The organism is Helicobacter pylori (assembly GCF_014496965.1).
Lineage (GTDB): Bacteria > Campylobacterota > Campylobacteria > Campylobacterales > Helicobacteraceae > Helicobacter > Helicobacter pylori_CZ.
Window position 1 is genome coordinate 12,369 of record NZ_JACTCR010000014.1, and the last position, 21,194, is coordinate 33,562.

Here is a 21,194-nt window from a genome sequence, read left to right on the forward strand (position 1 = left end):
TCAAGTATAATTCTAGCATGATTTAGCTTATTCTTAAGAGTGATTTTGTTTTTTAGGGAGAATTGAGATTTTGCATTCAGATGAATTGTTAGTAGAAGTTTTAGTTGAAGAATTGCCCGCGCAAGCGTTATTGAATGAATATAAAGAAATGCCTAAAAAACTCCACGCTCTTTTTCAAAAACGCGCTTTAGAAGTGGGAAATATAGAGGTTTTTTACACCCCTAGGCGCTTGTGTTTGTTCATTAAAGACTTTCCTCTTTTAACGCAAGAAACTAAAGAGGAATTTTTTGGCCCTCCCGTTAAAATCGCATGCAACAATCAAGATAAAACGCAAGGCTTGAACGCGTTAGGTTTAGGGTTTTATCAAAAATTAGGACTAAAGGATCACCAGCATTTCCAAACAGCGTTTAAAAACAATAAAGAAGTGCTTTATCACGCTAAAATCCACGCCAAACAGCCTACAAAAGACTTAATCATGCCCATTGTGTTAGAGTTTTTAGAGGGTTTGAATTTCGGGAAGTCTATGCGTTGGGGCAATGTGGAAAAAAGCTTTATCAGACCCATTCATAATATTTGCGTGTTGTTTAATGGGGAAAATTTTAACGATATTGAAGTCAAAGAGTATGGCTTTAAAACCAAACAAGCCACCAAAGCGCACCGACAAGAGGGTTTTGATTTTATTGAAGTGGATAGCCCTAAAGCGTATTTTGAAGTTTTAGAAAAAAACCATGTCATTTTAGACCCTAAAAAGCGCGAAGCTAAAATCTTACAAGAAATTAAAGAGCTAGAAACAAAGCACCACATCATCGTAGAAACAGATAGGGATTTATTAGATGAGGTTGTAGCGATCACGGAATACCCCAGCGCGCTTTTGGGGGAGTTTGACAAGGCGTTTTTAAAATTACCTAGTGAAATCATCACCACTTCCATGAAAGAAAACCAACGCTATTTTGCGGCCTTTAGTCAAAAAAGCCAAGAAAGCCCAACATTACACAACGGCTTTATTGTGGTGAGCAACGCTACCAATAAAGACAAGCAAAAAATCATTTTAGGCAATCAAAAGGTTTTAAAAGCCCGCTTGAGCGATGCGGTTTTCTTTTATGAAAACGATCTCAAAAAGCCTTTAGATAACGCCCCTTTAGAGAGCGTGGTTTTTGTGCAAGGTTTAGGGACTTTAAAAGATAAAATGGAGCGAGAATCAACCATCGCTCAATACTTGACGCAAAAATACCTTTCATCTTTAAACATGCCTTTAGAAAAAGCCCTTGAGTTAATTGGCCGAGCCGTTCAAATCGCTAAAGCGGATTTACTCAGTGAAGTGGTGTATGAATTTAGCGAACTTCAAGGGATCATGGGCTATTACTACGCTTTAAAACAAAATGAAAACGAGTTAGTCGCCTTGAGTGTGAAAGAGCAGTATTTGCCCGCAAGCGAAAACGCTCCTTTGCCCTCTAGCGTTTTTAGTGCGATCGTGGCTTTGAGCTTGAAAATAGACAGCCTGTTTTCTCTTTTTAGCGTGGGTAAAATCCCTAGCGGATCTAAAGATCCTTTTGCTTTAAGGCGCTTGAGTTTTGGGCTATTGAAAATCATCGTGCATTATGGGTTAGAATTTGACTTGAAAGCGGATTTAAAAAATCTCTTTGAAAAAGTGGGCGTTTATCAAAGCTTTGATTTAGAGGTTTTAGAGAAGTTTTTATTGGAGCGCTTTAATAATCTAATAGATTGTAACCCCTCTATTATAAGGAGCGTGTTAAACACCAACGAGCGAGACATCGTTAAAATCATTCAAAAAGTCAAGGCCTTAAAACGCTTTTTAGACGATCCCAAGAACGCTCAAAAAAAAGAGTTGCTTTTTAGCGCTTTCAAACGCCTAGCCAATATCAATAAAGACAGGAACCCTAACGAATCAAGCGAGTTTTCTACCCATCTTTTTAAAGAATCGCAAGAGCATGCCCTTTTTGAAGCGTTCAATGCGATCAAAACGAGCGCTTTTGAGAGTTTGGATAGCAAAATAGAGGCTTATTTTGGTTTGCATGCGCCCTTAGAAGAGTATTTTAAAAGCGTGCTAGTCATGGATAAAGATATAGAAATCCAAAAAAATCGTAAAAATTTCTTGTGGGGCGTGTATCAAAGTTTCTTAGAAATTGGGGATATTAAAGAAATTGCGATTTAATGCTGTCAAACGCAAAGTCCAGCGTTTTTTGGGGGTAACTTTTTTAATAAGCATGTTGAGTGCGGGCATGCTTAGCGCGAAAACCTTTACCCTACAAGAGTTTTTTAAAGAAGTAGAAATTAATTCAATGGAGCTGATCGGCAAAAAAGCCGATTTTAAAAGCCGTTTGAATGAGCAACGCTCCGTGAATGCTTGGGATTTCCCTTTCATTGAGAATGAAACCTCTATGGTGAAAAACTTCCAAGGCATTATAGAAGCACAGCCCAGAACCCTTTTAGTGGTAAGACCCAAGCTCCCATGGGTGAGTTCGCTTTTATCCAAAAGCCTTTCTATCAAAACCATTCAATACGATAAAAGCTATCAATTGAATAAAAATCTCGCTTTTATTGGCGCTAAACGCCTTTATTTGACTTATGTGATGACTAAGGAAAAGTATCAGGTGTATGCGCAACGGGAAGCGAACTTTTATTCGCAGCTCAAAATCGCCAAAGAAAAAGTCAAAGCCGGCAGCATGAGCGAAAAAGATTATATCAACTTCAATAATTCTTATTTGGAATCCAAACTCGCTAAAACCAATGTGGAAACAAAACTCATAGATTTAGAAAAAATGCTAGACACGATGCTAGCGATTGTGGAGCCGGTCAAAGAGGGGGCACATTTTGACACTTATTTAGACCATTTGCATGACGTCAAGGTGATCGGTTTGGATTTTGAATACGTGCGATTAGAGCCTGAAGCTTTAAAGTTCAAATTGGATCGCTCGTTGTATGTGGATATTTTGGATTTGACGGCTAAAGATTATCAGGTGAATGCGAAACTGGCTAATAGAGACGTGTTTAATGCATTTGAATTTGGGATTGGCTCTGAAAGCTATAACTCTTCCACTAATCTTTCCGTGGAAGTGCGTATCCCTTTACCGGTAACGCCTAAAAACATCTATCAAAAGCGTAAATTCTTGGATTTGCAAAGCGGGACGCTCGCGCAAAATGAAGTGATGAAACGAAACATTAGAATCAACGCCAACTCCTACTTAAACCAGCTCAAAACCAAAGAAGCATACATTGAAACCCAAAAAGAAGCCATTGCCAATAAGAAGCGTTTGATGGAAATGGGGCGCATCGCTTATGAAGCCCAAAAAATCGGGCTTTTTGAATACTTGATTTATCAAAATTCTTACATGGACGCCCTCATCACTCTAGCGGAAGCTAAGATTGAATACATTGATATTAGCGCGCTTTTAGAAGAAACTTTAGGGGAGAGCTTGACCAGATTAGGAGTATTGCATTGAAGCGGGCGCTATGGTGGCTTATGTTAATGGGCGTTTTTTCAATGGGTGTTTCTTTAAAAGCCAAAGAGTATCCAGAAATTGTTTTAGAAGAAAAAAACTTGCAACCCATGGGGTTAAAGGTGATTAAATTAGATAAAGAAATTTTTAGTAAAGGGCTTCCTTTTAACGCTTATATTGATTTTGATAGTAAAAGTTCTGTGGTGCAGAGCTTGAGTTTTGATGCGTCTGTGGTCGCGGTTTATAAAAGAGAGGGCGAGCAGGTGAAAGCTGGAGATGCGATCTGTGAAGTGAGCTCTATTGATTTGAGCAATCTGTATTTTGAATTGCAAAACAACCAAAATAAATTAAAAATCGCTAAAGATATTACTAAAAAAGATTTAGAGCTTTATAGGGCGGGGGTGATCCCTAAAAGAGAGTATCAAACGAGCTTTCTAACCAGTGAAGAAATGGGCTTAAAGGTGGAACAATTAGAGAGTGAGTTTAAAAGCTTTGGCGTGGATCCCAAAAACCCTAAAGGGCAGTATGGTTTTAGGATTGTGGCTAGAGATAGCGGTCTTTTAGCGTTAGCGCCTAAAAATGTGGGCGAGAAGATTTTAGCTTTCACTAGTTATGTGCGTATTTCAAAAAGCGATGATTTGATCGCTCAAATTAAATTGCCTGTAGGTGTTTCTAAAACTATTAAAAGGGATTCGCCGGTCTATAATGAAGAGGGGGAAAAAATCGGGAAGATCCAAAGCGTTTCGGTGGTGTTAGACAAAGGCTCTAACACGATTTTAGCCACCGCTTTATTAGATGAGGGCAATTACCATGTGGGGGAAATGGTAGAAATGTATATTCAAGGCTCTCAACCCAAAGACTCCGTTTTAATCCCTTCAAACGCTTTAATCAGAAACGGGAAAGATTACTTAGTGTTTGTGAGAACGCCTAAAGGTTTTAAGCCTGTGGTGGTTCAAGTTTTAGAAGAGCGCAGCAAGATTTTTATCGTGAACGCTCAAAATTTACACCCCAATGACAGCGTGGCAGTGGGGTCATTGATAGGGTTAAAAGGCATGATCAACAATTTAGGGGAGGAATAATGCTCGCTTCCATTATTGAATTTTCCTTACGCCAGAGAGTGATTGTGATTGTTGGCGCGATTCTTATTTTGTTTTTTGGGACTTATAGTTTTATCCACACTCCAGTGGATGCTTTCCCGGATATTTCGCCCACTCAAGTTAAAATCATTTTAAAACTCCCCGGCTCTAGCCCTGAAGAAATGGAAAATAATATCGTGCGCCCTTTAGAATTAGAGCTTTTGGGTTTAAAAGGGCAAAAATCTTTAAGAAGTGTTTCAAAATATTCTATTTCAGACATTACGATAGATTTTGATGACAGCGTGGATATTTATTTAGCGAGAAACATTGTTAATGAGCGCTTGAGCAGCGTGATGAAAGATTTACCCGTGGGGGTTGAGGGGGGCATGGCGCCCATTGTTACGCCGCTATCAGACATCTTTATGTTCACCATTGATGGCAATATCACCGAGATAGAAAAACGACAGCTTTTAGACTTTGTGATCCGCCCGCAATTAAGAATGATTAGCGGCGTGGCGGATGTCAATTCCATTGGAGGCTTTAGCAGGGCGTTTGTGATCGTGCCGGATTTTAATGACATGGCAAGGCTTGGGGTGAGTATTTCTGATTTAGAATCGGCTGTGAGAGTGAATTTAAGAAACAGCGGAGCGGGGCGCGTGGATAGAGATGGCGAAACCTTTTTAGTCAAAATCCAAACCGCTTCTTTGAGTTTAGAAGACATTGGCAAAATCACCGTTTCCACGAATTTAGGGCATTTGCACATTAAGGATTTTGCGAAAGTCATCAGCCAGTCTCGCACCCGTTTGGGGTTTGTTACTAAAGATGGCGTGGGCGAGACCACAGAGGGCTTAGTGCTTTCTTTAAAAGACGCTAACACCAAAGAAATCATCACTCAAGTGTATCAAAAACTAGAAGAATTAAAACCCTTTTTACCGAATGGCGTGTCCATTAATGTTTTTTATGATCGCTCAGAATTCACGCAAAAAGCCATTGCCACCGTTTCTAAAACGCTCATTGAAGCCGTTGTTTTAATCATCATCACGCTCTTTTTATTTTTAGGGAATTTGAGGGCGAGCGTGGCTGTGGGGGTGATTTTACCCTTAAGCTTGTCCGTGGCGTTTATTTTTATCAAGCTCAATAATTTGACTTTAAATTTGATGAGTTTGGGGGGGTTGATTATCGCTATAGGCATGCTCATTGACTCATCCGTGGTGGTGGTGGAAAACGCTTTTGAAAAATTAAGCGCTAACACTAAAACCACTAAACTCCATGCGATCTATCGCTCTTGTAAAGAAATCGCCGTTTCAGTGGTGAGCGGGGTGGTGATCATTATTGTGTTTTTTGTGCCGATTCTAACCTTACAGGGGTTAGAAGGCAAGATGTTTAGGCCTTTAGCGCAAAGCATTGTGTATGCGCTTTTAGGCACTTTAGTTTTATCCATCACTATCATTCCTGTAGTCAGCTCTCTTGTCTTAAAAGCCACGCCCCATAGTGAAACCTTTTTAACGAGGTTTTTAAACAGAATCTACGCCCCTTTATTGGAATTTTTTGTGCATAACCCTAAAAAAGTGATTTTAGGAGCGTTTGTTTTTTTAATCGCAAGCCTTTCTTTATTCCCTTTTGTGGGGAAGAATTTCATGCCCGCTTTAGATGAGGGCGATGTGGTTTTGAGCGTGGAAACCACCCCTTCTATTTCTTTAGATCAATCTAAAGATCTCATGTTAAACATTGAGAGCGCGATTAAAAAGCATGTCAAGGAAGTTAAAAGCATTGTCGCGCGCACAGGGAGCGATGAATTGGGGCTGGATTTAGGGGGCTTGAATCAAACCGATACTTTTATTTCTTTCATCCCTAAAAAAGAATGGAGCGTTAAAACTAAAGATGAATTATTAGAAAAAATCATGGATTCTTTAAAAGACTTTAAGGGGATTAACTTTTCTTTCACCCAACCCATTGAAATGAGGATTTCTGAAATGCTTACAGGGGTTAGAGGGGATTTAGCGGTTAAGATTTTTGGAGATGATATTAGCGAATTGAATAAATTGAGTTTTCAAATCGCGCAAGCTCTAAAAGGGATTAAAGGATCCAGTGAAGTTTTAACCACGCTCAATGAGGGCGTGAATTATTTGTATGTAACCCCTAACAAAGAAGCGATGGCGGATGTGGGGATCACTAGCAATGAATTTTCCAAGTTTTTAAAATCCGCTTTAGAGGGCTTGGTTGTGGATGTGATCCCTACAGGGATTTCACGCACGCCGGTGATGATCCGCCAAGAGAGCGATTTTGCAAGCTCTATCACTAAAATCAAAAGTTTAGCCTTGACTTCAAAATATGGCGTTTTAGTGCCTATCACTTCTATCGCTAAAATTGAAGAAGTGGATGGCCCTGTTTCTATCGTGCGTGAAAATTCAATGCGCATGAGCGTGGTTCGCAGTAATGTGGTGGGGCGCGATTTGAACTCTTTTGTAGAAGAGGCTAAAAAAGTGATCGCTCAAAACATCAAACTCCCTCCAAGCTACTATATCACTTATGGGGGGCAGTTTGAAAACCAGCAACGGGCCAACAAAAGGCTTTCCACCGTTATCCCTTTAAGCATCTTAGCGATTTTTTTCATTCTTTTTTTCACTTTTAAAAGCATTCCTTTAGCCTTGCTCATTCTTTTGAATATCCCTTTTGCGGTTACCGGAGGCCTTATTGCGTTGTTTGTGGTCGGGGAGTATATTTCCGTGCCAGCGAGCGTGGGCTTTATCGCTCTTTTTGGGATTGCGGTTTTAAATGGCGTGGTGATGATAGGTTATTTTAAAGAGCTTCTCTTGCAAGGAAAAAGCGTAGAAGAATGCGTTTTATTGGGCGCTAAAAGGCGTTTGAGGCCGGTTTTAATGACCGCTTGCATTGCCGGTTTGGGTTTGATACCTTTATTATTTTCTCATAGCGTGGGATCCGAAGTCCAAAAACCTTTAGCGATCGTGGTACTTGGAGGCTTAGTTACCTCAAGCGCTCTAACCTTACTCTTACTGCCGCCCATGTTCATGCTCATCGCTAAAAAGATTAAAATCGTTTGAATTGAAGGATTTCGCATGCTGGCTTTAGAAATTTATATTGATATTTGCTTGAAAGACGCTTTAATAGATTATCTGTTTGAAAAAGGCTTTGATGATTTTTTTTATGTGGAATGCTATAAATACGCCGCTTCTTCGCTGCTTTTAAGCCAAAAAGAGCAGGTGAGCGGGCGTAAAGACTACGCTAAATTCAAGCTTTTTTTAAGCGAGGAAGTCGCTTTACCTCTAGCCCAAGCGTTAAAAAACCAGTTCGCTTCTAAAGAAATGAAATTGTTTTATTCTCAAACGCATGGGTTGTAAAACGCATGGCGTTTTTCATTAAATGCCAATAACTAAAATTTTTAACTTTTTTAAAAAATGGGGTTTTAGTTACCTTGTTTTTGAAACTCATTCTCTTAAGGGGATAGGGGGGTATTTTGCGCTTAACTCTCCCCCATTAACCCCCAACTAAATCCCCCTAACCCAAGAAGACCGCTTTTTATAAGCTATCGCTTGATTAAAATCAAGCTCTTTAATATTTTTGAGTTTTTTAGTTTTGATTGTGAAAAATCAAGTATAATACCAACCATTAAATGGTGCTAGGAGTTTGTAATGATGATTATTCTTAAAAATCCGCTTTCTCTCTCTCTCTCTCTCTCTCTTTCTAGTCAGCCGTTTTATCTTTTCACCCCCATATAAACCCATACCCATATAAACCCTATCCATATTTTATTTTAGGGATTTTTGCGTCTTGTTTGGATTTTAGATTTTAATTATAAAGGATTGATGATGATTTTACGCGCACAGACAAATTTTTGAAGTTTTTAGAACAGGTTTTAGAAGTTTTAAAAGAAGTAGAGATTGATAAAATAGAATGTTCCACGCTTTTAGCAAGCATTCAAAAACAACAGCTTGTGATACCCGTTGTGGGGAATTTTAGTGCAGGGAAAAGCACGCTATTGAACCGCTTTTTAGAGAAGAGCGTTTTGCCTACCGCTATCACGCCAGAGACTTCTTTAGCCACAGAGTTGCACTATAGCGCTAATGAACGCATAGAGGCTTTTTCAAATAAGATGAAAAAGCAGAAAGTTTTGAACTGAATGAGCAAAGTTTTGAGATTATTAAAGAGAATGCACCTAAGTATTCCTACCTTAAGGTTTATTTGAATAATGAAGCTTTGAAAAACAGCGCTCCTTTAGTGTTTGTGGATATGCCAGGGTTTGATAGCCCTATTTCAAGCCACACCCATGCCATTTTGGAATATTTAGAAAGAGGCGTGCATTTTGTCATTCTCACAAGCGTCGAAGAGGGCAGTCTCACTAAACGCATGGTTAGGGAATTAAAAAACCTTTTAGAGTTTGACAAAGGCCTTAGCTTTATTTTGAGCAAAACGAATTTAAGAACGCCTTCGCAAGTGGAAGAGATTTCTCACTATATTGAAGAGCAACTTCAGGATCACCTTGATTTGACAACGCGCCTCATCCATTCCAATAAAGACAATAACGCTCTTTTAGAGGTGGCGGATAAAATAGACGCTGAAAAGCTTTTTAGCGCTTTGTATTTGAAACGATTGAAGTTTTTAAATTCCCAGTTACAAAACAGCCTAAAAAGCGTGATGGAAAGCTTTGATTACTCTAAAGAAAAGGCTTTAGAAAAGATCAAGGCTTTGGATTTGGGCGTTAAAGACATTGAAAAAACCTATGAAAAATTAAGGGCTAATTTAGAAGAAGAATATTCTAGCGTGGCTGTAAATTCTGTGGTTAAAAAAGTCATAGAAGAGATCAGGGAGCAAAAATCCTATTTAGCCTCTTTAATCAACAAGCCTAACGAGTTCAATAGCGAAATAGAAAGCATCATGCAACAAAGCTTGATCAAAAACGCTAAATTAGAGATTGAAGAGATCAACCTTTCTTCTTCAAAAGATTTTTGCGTGGAATTTGCAAGCTTGAACAACACGCAGCTTTCTAGCGGCTTTTCTGTAAATGTAGAGCATGGCCTTGAATTAGGGATCAACGCCTTAAGCGTGATTTTAGCCAAGCACCCGGTTACAAGACCCTTCGCGCTGATCTTGCAAGGGCTAAAACCTCTTTTAAAAGATTTACTGACATTACTGCCTAATATCATCGCTTCATTCTTTAGAAACGAGGAAAAAGAGCGGGCGAAATTAGAAAATCTGATTGAAGTCAAAGTGATACCAGAGGTTCAATACAAGCTTAAAAAAGTTTTACCGGGCTTGTTTAATGAATGCTTGGAAAATTCCCTAAAAGGTTTAAAAGATCGGTGCGAACTGGAAATCACGCATAAAAAACAAGAAATCGCGCTCGCTCAAAAGGAAAAAGAAAAACACCTAAACGATTTAGAAAATCAAAAACAAATCTTAGAAAACAAGATCAACGCTTTAAGCGATCTAGAACAACAATATTTAAAGGATTAATAATGAACGCGCAAGAACTCATTAAAAAAAGCGCTTTAATTGAAAAAGCGCTAAAAGAACAAGGCTTACAAGAAAAAGCGAAGCCTTTTATGAGCGAAAACTCTGTGATTAAAACCGAAGAGTTAGAGAAAACGCTAAAAGAAATGCAGGCTGAAGATAGGGATCTTAAAGTCGGTATCATCGGGTGCGTGAAAGCGGGTAAAAGCTCGCTCTTAAACGCTTTGATTTTTGAGGGTGTAGAAGTTTTACCCAAAGCGGCAACGCCCATGACGGCTAGCCTTACCACTTTAAAATACGCCAATACCCTGAGCGCTGAAGTGGAGTTTTATAGTCCAAAGGATATTGCAGAGCTTGAAAACGAACATGAAAGGTATGTAAGGGAGTTTAACAGGATTGTTGAAGAAGAAGTCAAAAAGCAAAAAGAAAAACAGAGCTTGGCAAATAGGGCTAAAGAGGGATTTAGGAATGCTGGCAACAAAATGTTTGGCAGAAATAAAAACACTGAAGCAGCGCCCAAAGAGAGGGTTTTAAGCGATGAAGAAATAGTAAAAAGGGCTGAAAGGATCGCTAAAAACGAGTTAGAAAAGGATACAAGACTCGTTTCATCACACGATCAATACAAAAAAATGAAAAAAAGCGGATCGCTCAACACGAAAAACTTAGATCCGCGTATTCAAGCCAACAGCTTACAAGAGCTGAATCAAAAGTTGCTCCAATTCGTGGGCACGGACGGGAAGTATATGCCCTACACTAAAGCGGTGCGAATTTCTTTGAATAACCCCAACCTTAAAGATTTGGAAGTGATTGATACCCCGGGCGTGAATGATCCCATCGCTTCCAGAGAAGAGCGCACCAAAGCCTTATTGAAAGATTGCGATGTGGTGTTTATCGTAAGCCCTTCTGGTCAGTTTTTAACGGATAGCGATATGAGTTTGTTTGACAGGGTTTCTCATAAAGAAGGCCTTCAAGAAATTTATTTTGTGGCAAGCCAAGCCGACAGCACTGTTGGCTCTATGGGTGAAGTGGAAAAATCCAACCAATACCTCCCTACAGCCTTTGAAAACGCGCAAAAATCCCTTTCATCTCAATTAAATAATATCATGGGAGCGTTGATTCAAACCTACCCTAACCAACGAGAGGTTTTTGAAAAAGCAATCAAAAATGGCGTCATTTTGGCTTCAGGGAATTGCTTTAGCATGCATAAAGATTTCAACAACCAAGCTTCTTGGGAAAGAAGCCAAAAAACAGAAGAGTATCACAATGCCTTACGGAATTTAAGAGATTCTTATCCTGACGCTTTTAGTAGCGATGATAAGTCTAAAGAAAGCTTATTGTTTTTAAGCAATATGAGCGCGATTGAAGAGCGTTTAAAAAAAGCCGCCAAAGAGAAAGAAAAAACCATGTCTCAAAAATTGCAAAATTACGCAGAGAGCCAAGCAAACAATCTCCATAAATTCATAACGCAGTTGTTGCAAGACCTAGAGGAAGAAAAAAAAGAGGGTTAAAAACGCTGACATTAGCGCTATCAAAGAGCAAATAAAGGCTTATGAAAACCTCTCTGGTAACATTGAAATGAAGTTTAGGGAAGCGTATGAAGAATTTATCTTGCATTTCATCAACAAGATTAGAGTTGGATTGGAAGAAACATTGAAGAAAGCTATCCAAACGGCTAGGGCGAGCACTAGAAAGGAAGAGGAAGAAGTAACAGAGTATTACACTGAAAGAGTGGAGCAAGGCGGTTTGGGAGGTTGGGCAAGATGGTTTGGTAGCGTTTTTGGTGAAAAAGATTGGGGTTATGAGGAAGTAGAACGCACAAGAGCAGTGATTAAAGCCGGAGCGGTGCTTGATTATTTGACAGAGATGCATGAAAGCTGCGAAGGAGCTTTGAATGACAGCGTTAAATCTTTTAAAGTCGTTTTTAAAAAAGAACTCTACGCTAAAGTCTTTTCTCAATTGCACGAAATCATCTCTGATGATTTGATTGATGAGGTGGATTTCAAAAAAAGCGTGAAAGCTGTTTTGGATTCCATTGAATTTGAAGAGTTTGATTATGCCGATAAGCTTCCTGGCGAGATAGGGGGGAAAACGGGCTTTTTAAAAAGGCGATGAAGCTAATGCTTTCATACAAAGCGTGGAAAATCATGTGAGAGGTTTTGAAGCTGAGGCTAAAAAAGATGTGAAAGGCTATATCCAAGGTTTAAGAGAGGATCTAGAAGAACAAGATTTTGCTAATGGGGTGCTTTCAAAACTCCAAAAAGACATGCAAGACTTGCACAATCAAGCGCAAAACAAAGAGCAATCCATCGCTCAATTAGACGCAAAAATCAACGCTTTAAAGGGGATCCAATGAGCATTAATTTTTTTAATGGTATTTTTAATAACAATAGCAAGGCTGAAAACCACCACAATACAGAGCTGGTGAGCTTAAAAGAACGCTACGATTTAATCGCTCGTATTTTAAACGCCAAAACAAGCAATGAAGGGCTAGAAGAATACCAGAGCATTTTAGACAACGAGTTTTTAGAGTTCGCTAGCGGCGTGGATTCGCTCAAAGAAAAGGAAATAGCGTTACTGACGCTCCAAGAAATCCAAAAAGAATTGCAATTGGTGGCGAGCTACCCTAGTTTGTTCCAAAAAACCATCGTTGCGGTGGGGGGAGGGTTTAGCGCGGGCAAATCCACTTTTTTAAACAACTTGTTGGGCTTGAAATTAAAACTCCCCGAAGACATGAATCCCACTACAGCTATCCCCACTTATTGCTTAAAGGGTAAAAGAGAAGTTTTAATGGGGTTTTCTCAAAATGGAGGCATGGTGGAATTACCCCATCTCGCTTTTGATCATCAGTTTTTAAAATCCCTTGGCTTTAATTTGAAAGAAATCATGCCTTTCATGCTTTTGAGCACTCCTAGCGCGCCTTTTGAATTTTTATGCTTCATAGACACGCCTGGTTTTAACCCTGCCAATCAAGGCTATACGGGTGGGGACAAAGAAGCCTCTAAAGAATCCCTAAAGCATGCTAAACACATTTTATGGCTTATTAGTTGCGAGCGTGGGGGTATTGAAAGCGGTGATTTAGAGTTTTTGCAAGAATTATACGAAGAAGAGGGCAAGCAGGTTTTTATCGTATTGAGTAGGGCTGATAGGCGTGCAAAAAGCCAATTAGAAGAAGTCGCTAAGAAAATTAGAGAGACTTTAAAAGATCATGGCATTGAATTTTTAGGGATTTGCACTTACAGCGCTACAAGGTATCAAGAATATAAAGAGTTCAGCGAAAAAAGCCCTGTTTTTGACTCGCTTGAGGAATTTCTAATGAAGTTAAATCAAAGGAGCGAGAAACAAAACGAAATTTTAGGATATTTATACGAGGTGCATTCCATGTATGAAAGGGCTATTAAGCAAGACGCTAGCCGATTCAAACACTACCAAAAGGCTTTGCATTCTGTCAAACTGGATTTGATGCAAAATGGCTTTGATGATTTCAGCGATAAAATTTTTAGAAGAATTGAGATTTTAGAAAAAGAATTTGCCGAGCAAGAGCAATCTAAAGAAGAGGATTTAACGCGATTGAATGAAGTGATTGGCTTGTTTAAAGGAAGCATTGATAAAGTCTTTGATCGCGTGAGCGCTTTCACTTGGGAAAAATACAAAGCAGAAAACGACGACGAAGAGGACGATGAAGCAAACTACAGAGAGTTTGAAGAAATCAAAAAAATGGCGCTGTATTTTAGGGATCGCAGTTTGTTTTACTTGGATTGGTATGATTTGAGTCAAGAAGAAATCCAACAATGTAGAGATTGGATAGATTATGATAATAAACTGCTACAATTAGACTATTCTTTAGCAAATTTGTCAATACTTAAAGATTTAAGAAACAAATGAGGAAGTTTATCAAAAGTTTTTAAACGATGAGAAGCTTCAAAACGATTTGCGAGAGTGGAGGCGATCAAAAAATCAACAAAATAACAATAAAGCTTTCAATACGAATGATACGAATTTATTTGAAACTTTTAGGCAGTTATTGCTGAGCAGTTGGAAATAGATGTATCACAAGTTACGCCAGAAGCGAAATTTGTGAAGGATTTGGGTGCGGACTCTTTAGATGTCGTGGAATTAGTCATGGCGTTAGAAGAAAGGTTTGGCATTGAGATTTCTGATGAGCAAGCGGAAAAAATCGTCAATGTGGGCGATGCAATGAGATATATTGAGAAACAACTAATTTAACGCTTTTTAATTTTAAAATATTATTTAATATTTATATGTTTTAATCAAAGACAGCGTTTTGAATGTAAGGGCTATTTTAAACTTATTATTGTAAAATGGTGAGTTTTACAATCAATGAGATTAGGAATTTAATGGAAATTGCAGTATTTGGTGGCGGGGCGTGGGGGAGGGCTTTAGCCTTTGCTTTTGGAGAAAAGAATGAAGTCAAAATCATTTCAAGGCGCGATCTAAACGAGCCGTTAAAAAAGCTCAATGACGCTTTGATTTCTAAAGGTTCTGCCCCCATAGAGCAAGTGGATTTACAAAGAGGCTTAAAAGCAGCGCTCTATGTCATCGCTATTAGCGTGCAGCATTTAAGGGAATGGTTTCAAAACGCTTCTTTACCCAAAAACGCTAATGTTTTAATCGCTTCTAAAGGGATAGAGGTTTTAAACAGGGCGTTTGTGAGCGAGATCGCAAAGGATTTTATCGATCCTGATTCTTTGTGTTTTTTAGCGGGTCCGAGTTTTGCAGCTGAAATCATTCAAGGCCTGCCTTGCGCGTTAGTCATTCATTCTAATAATCAGGCTTTAGCGCTAGAATTTGCCAATAAAACCCCCTCTTTTATCAGAGCCTACGCCCAACAAGACATCATAGGGGGTGAAATCGCTGGCGCGTATAAAAATGTGATAGCCATTGCTGGGGGGGTTTGTGATGGTTTGAAATTAGGCAATAGCGCTAAAGCGAGTTTATTATCTAGGGGTTTAGTGGAAATGCAACGCTTTGGGGCGTTCTTTGGGGGCAAGACAGAGACTTTTTTAGGGCTTTCTGGGGCTGGGGATTTGTTTTTAACCGCTAATTCTATTTTATCTAGGAATTATCGTGTGGGTTTGGGGCTAGCCCAAAACAAGCCTTTAGAGGTGGTTTTAGAAGAATTGGGCGAAGTGGCTGAAGGGGTGAAAACGACCAACGCCATTGTGGAAATCGCTAGAAAATACGGCATTTATACGCCCATTGCGAGCGAATTAGCCTTGCTTTTAAAGGGTAAGAGTGTGCTAGAGAGCATGAACGATTTGATCAGACGCACTTAAAAGGAAAGAGAGCATGCAAGATTTTTCAAGTTTATTATTAAAATTACAAGAGTATTGGAAAGATCAAGGCTGTTTGGTGATCCAGCCTTATGATATTCCTGCAGGAGCCGGGACATTCCACCCCGCCACGCTTTTAAGGAGTTTGGATAAAAAGCCGTGGAATGTGGCGTATGTCGCGCCCTCTAGAAGGCCTACTGATGGGCGCTATGGGGAAAACCCTAACCGCTTGGGGAGTTATTACCAATTCCAAGTGGTTATCAAGCCAAGCCCTTCTAATATCCAAGAACTCTATTTAAAAAGCTTGGAAGTGTTAGGGATAAACCTTAGTGAGCATGACATACGATTTGTAGAAGACAATTGGGAGAGTCCGACTTTAGGGGCATGGGGGCTTGGCTGGGAAGTGTGGCTTGATGGCATGGAGGTTACGCAATTCACTTATTTCCAGCAAGTGGGGGGCATTCCTTGTAACCCTATCCCTGTGGAAATCACTTACGGCTTGGAAAGATTAGCGATGTATGTCCAAAAAGTGGAAAATATCCTAGAGATTGAATGGGCTAAAAAGGATAATGAAAGCGTTCGTTACGCGCAAGTGCATTTGGAAAGCGAATACGAATTCAGCAAGTATCATTTTGAAGTAGCGAGCGTGAAAAGGCTGTTAGAAATGTTTAAAAACGCCCAAGCCGAAGCCTTGCATTGCTTAGAAAACAAGCTACCCTTACCGGCTTATGATTTGGTGATGCTATGCTCGCATTTTTTCAATATTTTAGACGCCAGAAAAGCGATTTCAGTGGCTGAAAGGCAAAATTATATTTTACAGATTAGGGATTTAGCCAAAGGGTGCGCCGTTCTTTATAAAGAGCAAGAAGAAGAAAGAGAAGAGCGCCTAAAAAACGCTTTAACAAAGGCTTAAAATGGCGTTAGTTAGGGAAGTGTTGGAAGTTTTGAACCGCCTTTCGCCTTTTGAACTCCAAGAATCGTGGGATAATAGCGGGTTGAATGTGGGGAGCAAAAACCATGAGTTTAGCCACATTATCGCATGCTTAGAAATCACGCTTCAAATCGCTCTAAACGCGCCACAAAACGCCCTAATCATCACGCACCACCCTTTAATTTTCAAGCCCTTAAAAACGCTAAATGTTGAGGCTTATCCGGGGAATATTTTAAAAATCCTAATCCAAAAAAACATTTCAGTCATCAGCATGCACACGAATTTTGACAAAACGCATTTAAACAAGCATTTCGCGTGCACGCTTTTAGGGTTTGATGGCTTGATGGAAAAAGGCCTTATGTTAGTGAAAGAAAACGCCAATATAGAATTTGATGCGCTGTTAGAAAGGATTAAATCTTCTTTAGGGGTGGGACAATTAGCGTGTGTCAAAAGTTCTCCAATCATTAAAGATTTAGCGTTTGTGTGCGGATCGGGGGCGTCCATGTTTTCTTTTTTAAAAGCGCAAAGCTGCTTGGTTACAGGCGATGTGAAATACCATGACGCTATGATCGCTCAATCTTTAGGGATAAGCTTGATTGACGCCACGCATTATTATAGCGAAAGGGGTTTTGTGCTCATTATGGCTGAAATTTTGCATTCTTTTGATTATTTGGTTACAATAGAGAATTTTAAAAACCCCTTGCAAATCATTTAAAGGAAAGCGATGAACACCCACCTCAAACAATTGATTGAAATTTCGCATTTGGATAAAGAAATTGACTCTTTAGAGCCGTTGATCAGAGAAAAACGGAAAGACTTGGATAAGGCTTTGAATGATAAAGAAGCTAAAAATAAAGCGATTTTGAATTTGGAAGAAGAAAAATTAGCCCTAAAATTACAGGTTTCTAAAAACGAGCAAACCCTACAAGACACGAACGCTAAAATCGCCAGTATCCAAAAGAAAATGAGCGAGATCAAATCCGAAAGGGAATTGCGCTCTTTAAACATTGAAGAAGATATTGCTAAAGAACGATCCAATCAAGCCAACAGGGAAATTGAAAACCTGCAAAATGAAATCAAGCACAAAAGCGAAAAACAAGAAGTTTTGAAAAAGGAAATGCTAGAGCTTGAAAAATTAGCGTTGGAATTGGAAAACTTAGTGGAAAACGAAGTCAAAAACATCAAAGAAACCCAACAGATCATCTTTAAAAAGAAAGAAGAACTCGTGGAAAAAACCGAGCCTAAAATCTATAGCTTTTATGAAAGGATTAGAAGATGGGCGAAAAACACGAGCATCGTAACGATCAAAAAACAGGCTTGTGGGGGTTGTTTTATTCGGTTGAACGATAAGATTTATACCGAAGTGCTAACGAGTGGGGACATGATCACTTGCCCGTATTGCGGGCGTATTTTATACGCTGAGGGCGCACATGAAAGTAACGCTCAACCTCCAAAAGAAAGCCAACCAAAAGAAAGCCAAGAAGAAAGCCAAGAATCCGTTTGATTGTTTAAGTTTTTCTACCTTTTATGTTTGACTTTGGGGCATCTTTTTTGTGCACCTTTCATCTTGCTTTTGAGTTTTAAAGAAAAATACCGCCATTCTTTAAAGGCTCGTTTTTTTCTCAAAGACAATCTTTTAAAAAGCGAGCCGGTTTTTTGGTTCCATGCATGCTCTTATGGGGAGGTCAAATCTTTAGAGCCGATCATTCACGCTTTAAAAGAGCCGATTTTAATCAGCGTTACCACGAATACCGGCTTTGAATTAGCCGCTCAAACTTACCAGCATTCTCAACACATAGAAGTGCGTTACTTGCCTTTTGAAACCCTATTATTCGCATGGGAAAAAAACTTAAAACGCTTGAAAATGTTGGTGGTTACAGAAGCGGAATTGTGGTTTAATGTGTTTGATACGGCTCAAAAATTAGGGGCAAAAACCATGCTCATTAACGCTAGGATCAGCGTTCGCTCTTACCCCAAGTACCAGCGTTTTTCTTTCTTTTATGCGATTTTATTCAAACGCATTGATTTGATTTTAGCGCAAAGCAAGGATGATCAAAAGCGCTTGTTGAATCTAGGGGCTAAAAAAGTGGTGGATTTTTTGAATATCAAGCGTTTTTCAAAGCCTGTGATCACTTCGTTTTACCCTAAAAACCCAAACGCTTTAAATATTGTTTTAGCCAGCACGCATGAGGGCGAAGAGGAATTAGGGTTAAAAGCGTTTTTAGAATTGAAAAAGACTTTTAAAAACGCAAGACTGATTGTTGTGCCGCGCCACCCGGAGCGTTTTAAAAGCGTGCAAAATTTGTTGCAAGATATTTTAAAAACGACTCGTTTTAGTTTGGAGTGTTTTTCTTCAAAGGGTTTTGTGGAATGCGATATTTTGTTAGTGGATAGCTTGGGGGAATTGAATAACTTCTATGCGATCGCAGACATTGTCATTTTAGGGGGTTCGTTTGTCAAAATGGGGGGGCATAACCCTTTAGAGCCGGCGTTTTTCAATACGCGCTTGATCACAGGGGAGTATCTTTTCAACCAGGTGGCGTTGTTTGAATTAGTCAAGCCTTATAAAATCGTTCCAAAAGAGGATCTATTAGGCACTCTTTTAGATTACAAAAATTTAGGCGTGGCGCGTTTTTTAGAAAACGGGCATGATTTAAACGAATTGCTCGCTTTCATTAAACATTAAAAAGGATAAACATGGAAAAAGCTTATAAAATATTGAGCGTTCAAGAAAACGTTTCGCATAAAAAAGCCAAAGCTTTGATTGATTTGGGGTTAGTGAGTATAGGGGGGAAGAAATTGATGGTCGCCAGAAAAGAACTCCCCAAAAACACGCGCTTTAGCGTCCAAAAAATTGAAAAACCCAGCGTGATTTTTGAAGATGAAAACACTCTAGCCCTTTTTAAACCCCCTTTTATAGAGAGCTATGATCTAGCCTCTTTTTTCAAAGGTTGGGCGCTGTTGCACCGCTTGGATAAAGAAACAAGCGGGGTGATTTTATTGGTGAAAGAAAATTCAGAATTCCACTTAAAAGCTAAAAAGGCTTTTAAAGACAGGGCGGTTAAAAAAGAGTATTTAGCGATCGTTCAAGGGATTGTAGAAGAAGAGCGAGAAATCAACGCCCCCATTCTTACCATTAAAACCACTAAAGCTTTCAGCAAAATTTCTAAAAAAGGGCAAGAAGCGGTTACGATCATCACGCCCTTAAAAATCATCAACAAAAAAACCCTTTTAAAAGTGGGGATCAAAACCGGAAGAACCCACCAGATCAGAGTCCATTTAAAGCATATCAACCACCCCATTATAGGCGATACGCTTTATAACAATGAGCCAAGTTCCGCCAAACGCTTGATGCTCCATGCACATAAAATCGTGCTGTTAGGGTATGAATTTGAAGCGATCGCTCCTAAAGAATTTGAAATTTAAGGATGAGCATGAACGCTTGGAATACGATTTATGATCAATTTAACCCTATCGCTTTTAGTCTTGGCGGTATTGAAGTGCATTGGTATGGTTTGGCGTATGCGTGCGCGATTGTTATCGCATTTTACATGGCGTTACGAATGATTCAAAAAGACCCCAAACGATTCCCCATTGAAAGGAAGGAATTTGAGAGTTATTTTTTATGGGCGGAGCTTGGCATTGTGCTAGGGGCAAGGATAGGATACATTCTCATTTATGAGCCTAACTCTGGCTATTATTTGACGCATTTTTGGCAAATCTTTAACCCTTTTGATAGCCATGGGAATTTTGTAGGCATTCGTGGGATGAGCTATCATGGGGGGTTGGTGGGGTTTTTGATCGCTTCGTATCTTTATAGCCGTAAGGATTTGAAAAAGCTTTTGATTTATTTGGATTTGATTGCGATCAGCCTGCCTTTAGGGTATGTTTTTGGGAGGATTGGGAATTTTTTAAACCAGGAGCTTTTTGGGAGGGTTGTCCCCAAAGACAGCCATTTAGGGCAAATCATTGGCATCATGGTGGATAATCAATTGCGTTATCCCAGCCAATTGATTGAAGCGTTTTTAGAGGGGGTTATCGTGTTTTTAATGGTAATGTGGGCTAAAAAACACACCAAAACGCATGGGTTGCTGATTGTGGTTTATGGCTTGGGGTATTCCTTGATGCGCTTTATTGCGGAATTTTACAGAGAGCCGGATAGCCAAATGGGGGTTTATTTTTTAAATTTGAGCATGGGGCAGATTTTAAGCTTACTTATGGTAATTGTTTCGTTAGGGATTTTATTGTATGCTATAAGAAATTCTAAAAAAATAAAGGAAAATCAATGAAATTTTTGGATCACGAAAAAAGAAGACAATTACTGAACGAGCGCCATTCTTGCAAGATGTTTGATAGCCATTATGAGTTTTCTAGTGAAGAATTAGAAGAAATCGCTGAAATCGCCAGACTATCGCCAAGCTCTTACAACACGCAGCCATGGCATTTTGTGATGGTTACTAATAAGGATTTAAAAAAACAAATTGCAGTGCACAGCTATTTTAATGAAGAAATGATTAAAAGTGCTTCAGCGTTAATGGTGGTATGTTCTTTAAAACCCAGCGAGTTGTTACCACACGGCCATTACATGCAAAACCTCTATCCGGAGTCTTATAAGGTTAGAGTGATTCCCTCTTTTGCTCAAATGCTTGGCGTGAGATTCAACCATAGCATGCAAAGATTAGAAAGCTATATTTTAGAGCAATGCTATATCGCTGTGGGGCAAATTTGCATGGGCGTGAGCTTAATGGGATTGGATAGTTGCATTATTGGAGGCTTTGATCCTTTAAAAGTGGGCGAGATTTTAGAACAGCGTATCAATAAGCCTAAAATCGCATGCTTGATCGCTTTGGGCAAGAGGGTGGCAGAAGCGAGCCAAAAATCAAGAAAATCAAAAGTTGATGCGATTACTTGGTTGTGATTAAACGAAATCAAAAACTTTTTAACTATAATCAAAACTAAATTAAAGTTT

General features: G+C 39.3%; 14 protein-coding genes and 3 pseudogenes. All 17 read left to right on the forward strand.

Features of this window, described 5'->3' with window-relative positions:
- Positions 1-70: 70 nt before the first annotated feature.
- The 17 genes and pseudogenes from glyS to rdxA all read left to right on the forward strand — a co-directional run bounded on the left by glyS (position 71) and on the right by rdxA (position 21,143).
- On the forward strand, positions 71-2,173 hold the full coding sequence (gene glyS, locus H7O61_RS05695; protein WP_187875415.1) for a glycine--tRNA ligase subunit beta: 2,103 nt from the start codon (positions 71-73) through the stop codon (positions 2,171-2,173).
- Positions 2,163-3,461: a TolC family protein gene (locus tag H7O61_RS05700; protein WP_187875416.1), complete on the forward strand. Its 1,299-nt coding sequence runs from the start codon at positions 2,163-2,165 to the stop codon at positions 3,459-3,461. The genes glyS and H7O61_RS05700 overlap by 11 nt, the downstream gene beginning before the upstream one ends.
- Entirely contained in the window at positions 3,458-4,537 is a 1,080-nt protein-coding gene (locus H7O61_RS05705; protein WP_187875417.1) for an efflux RND transporter periplasmic adaptor subunit, read from the forward strand. Before H7O61_RS05700 ends, H7O61_RS05705 begins: the two co-directional genes overlap by 4 nt.
- Complete coding sequence (locus tag H7O61_RS05710) at positions 4,537-7,596, forward strand: efflux RND transporter permease subunit (protein ID WP_187875418.1); 3,060 nt, start codon at positions 4,537-4,539, stop codon at positions 7,594-7,596. The genes H7O61_RS05705 and H7O61_RS05710 overlap by 1 nt, the downstream gene beginning before the upstream one ends.
- A 15-nt stretch (positions 7,597-7,611) precedes the next feature.
- Entirely contained in the window at positions 7,612-7,893 is a 282-nt protein-coding gene (locus H7O61_RS05715; RefSeq protein ID WP_000880326.1) for a DUF3240 family protein, read from the forward strand.
- 468 nt (positions 7,894-8,361) lie between these two features.
- Positions 8,362-10,006, forward strand: a pseudogene (locus H7O61_RS05720) (dynamin family protein).
- A 2-nt stretch (positions 10,007-10,008) separates the two neighbouring features.
- Positions 10,009-12,356: pseudogene (locus tag H7O61_RS05725) on the forward strand (dynamin family protein).
- A pseudogene (locus H7O61_RS05735) lies at positions 12,353-14,045 on the forward strand (dynamin family protein). The pseudogenes H7O61_RS05725 and H7O61_RS05735 overlap by 4 nt, the downstream one beginning before the upstream one ends.
- Entirely contained in the window at positions 14,036-14,227 is a 192-nt protein-coding gene (gene acpP, locus H7O61_RS05740) for an acyl carrier protein (protein WP_205252999.1), read from the forward strand. Before H7O61_RS05735 ends, acpP begins: the two are co-directional and overlap by 10 nt.
- Positions 14,228-14,358: 131 nt before the next feature.
- Complete coding sequence (locus H7O61_RS05745; protein ID WP_187875419.1) at positions 14,359-15,297, forward strand: NAD(P)H-dependent glycerol-3-phosphate dehydrogenase; 939 nt, start codon at positions 14,359-14,361, stop codon at positions 15,295-15,297.
- Positions 15,298-15,310: 13 nt separating this feature from the next.
- Positions 15,311-16,207: a glycine--tRNA ligase subunit alpha gene (gene glyQ / locus H7O61_RS05750; RefSeq protein ID WP_187875420.1), complete on the forward strand. Its 897-nt coding sequence runs from the start codon at positions 15,311-15,313 to the stop codon at positions 16,205-16,207.
- Position 16,208: 1 nt separating this feature from the next.
- Complete coding sequence (locus H7O61_RS05755) at positions 16,209-16,940, forward strand: GTP cyclohydrolase I (RefSeq protein ID WP_187875421.1); 732 nt, start codon at positions 16,209-16,211, stop codon at positions 16,938-16,940.
- A 9-nt stretch (positions 16,941-16,949) separates the two neighbouring features.
- On the forward strand, positions 16,950-17,729 hold the full coding sequence (locus H7O61_RS05760) for a zinc ribbon domain-containing protein (protein ID WP_165519764.1): 780 nt from the start codon (positions 16,950-16,952) through the stop codon (positions 17,727-17,729).
- Positions 17,730-18,911 carry a lipid IV(A) 3-deoxy-D-manno-octulosonic acid transferase gene (gene waaA / locus H7O61_RS05765; RefSeq protein ID WP_187875422.1) on the forward strand — a complete coding sequence of 394 codons (1,182 nt, stop codon included), beginning with the start codon at positions 17,730-17,732 and terminating at the stop codon, positions 18,909-18,911.
- 11 nt (positions 18,912-18,922) lie between these two features.
- Positions 18,923-19,651 (forward strand): RluA family pseudouridine synthase, encoded by a 729-nt coding sequence (locus tag H7O61_RS05770; RefSeq protein WP_187875423.1) that lies wholly within the window; start codon positions 18,923-18,925, stop codon positions 19,649-19,651.
- Positions 19,652-19,659: 8 nt separating this feature from the next.
- On the forward strand, positions 19,660-20,514 hold the full coding sequence (gene lgt, locus H7O61_RS05775; RefSeq protein WP_187875424.1) for a prolipoprotein diacylglyceryl transferase: 855 nt from the start codon (positions 19,660-19,662) through the stop codon (positions 20,512-20,514).
- Complete coding sequence (gene rdxA / locus H7O61_RS05780) at positions 20,511-21,143, forward strand: oxygen-insensitive NAD(P)H-dependent oxidoreductase RdxA (protein WP_187875425.1); 633 nt, start codon at positions 20,511-20,513, stop codon at positions 21,141-21,143. Before lgt ends, rdxA begins: the two co-directional genes overlap by 4 nt.
- The last annotated feature ends 51 nt before the right edge of the window (positions 21,144-21,194 follow it).

What these genes read in the sequence shown, in the direction of transcription:
- H7O61_RS05710 (WP_187875418.1), top strand. Translation starts at nt 4,537, where the DNA reads ATGCTCGCTTCCATTATTGAATTTTCCTTACGCCAGAGAGTGATTGTG.
- H7O61_RS05715 (WP_000880326.1), top strand. Translation starts at nt 7,612, where the DNA reads ATGCTGGCTTTAGAAATTTATATTGATATTTGCTTGAAAGACGCTTTA.
- H7O61_RS05745 (WP_187875419.1), top strand. Translation starts at nt 14,359, where the DNA reads ATGGAAATTGCAGTATTTGGTGGCGGGGCGTGGGGGAGGGCTTTAGCC.
- glyQ (WP_187875420.1), top strand. Translation starts at nt 15,311, where the DNA reads ATGCAAGATTTTTCAAGTTTATTATTAAAATTACAAGAGTATTGGAAA.
- H7O61_RS05755 (WP_187875421.1), top strand. Translation starts at nt 16,209, where the DNA reads ATGGCGTTAGTTAGGGAAGTGTTGGAAGTTTTGAACCGCCTTTCGCCT.
- H7O61_RS05760 (WP_165519764.1), top strand. Translation starts at nt 16,950, where the DNA reads ATGAACACCCACCTCAAACAATTGATTGAAATTTCGCATTTGGATAAA.
- H7O61_RS05770 (WP_187875423.1), top strand. Translation starts at nt 18,923, where the DNA reads ATGGAAAAAGCTTATAAAATATTGAGCGTTCAAGAAAACGTTTCGCAT.
- lgt (WP_187875424.1), top strand. Translation starts at nt 19,660, where the DNA reads ATGAACGCTTGGAATACGATTTATGATCAATTTAACCCTATCGCTTTT.
- rdxA (WP_187875425.1), top strand. Translation starts at nt 20,511, where the DNA reads ATGAAATTTTTGGATCACGAAAAAAGAAGACAATTACTGAACGAGCGC.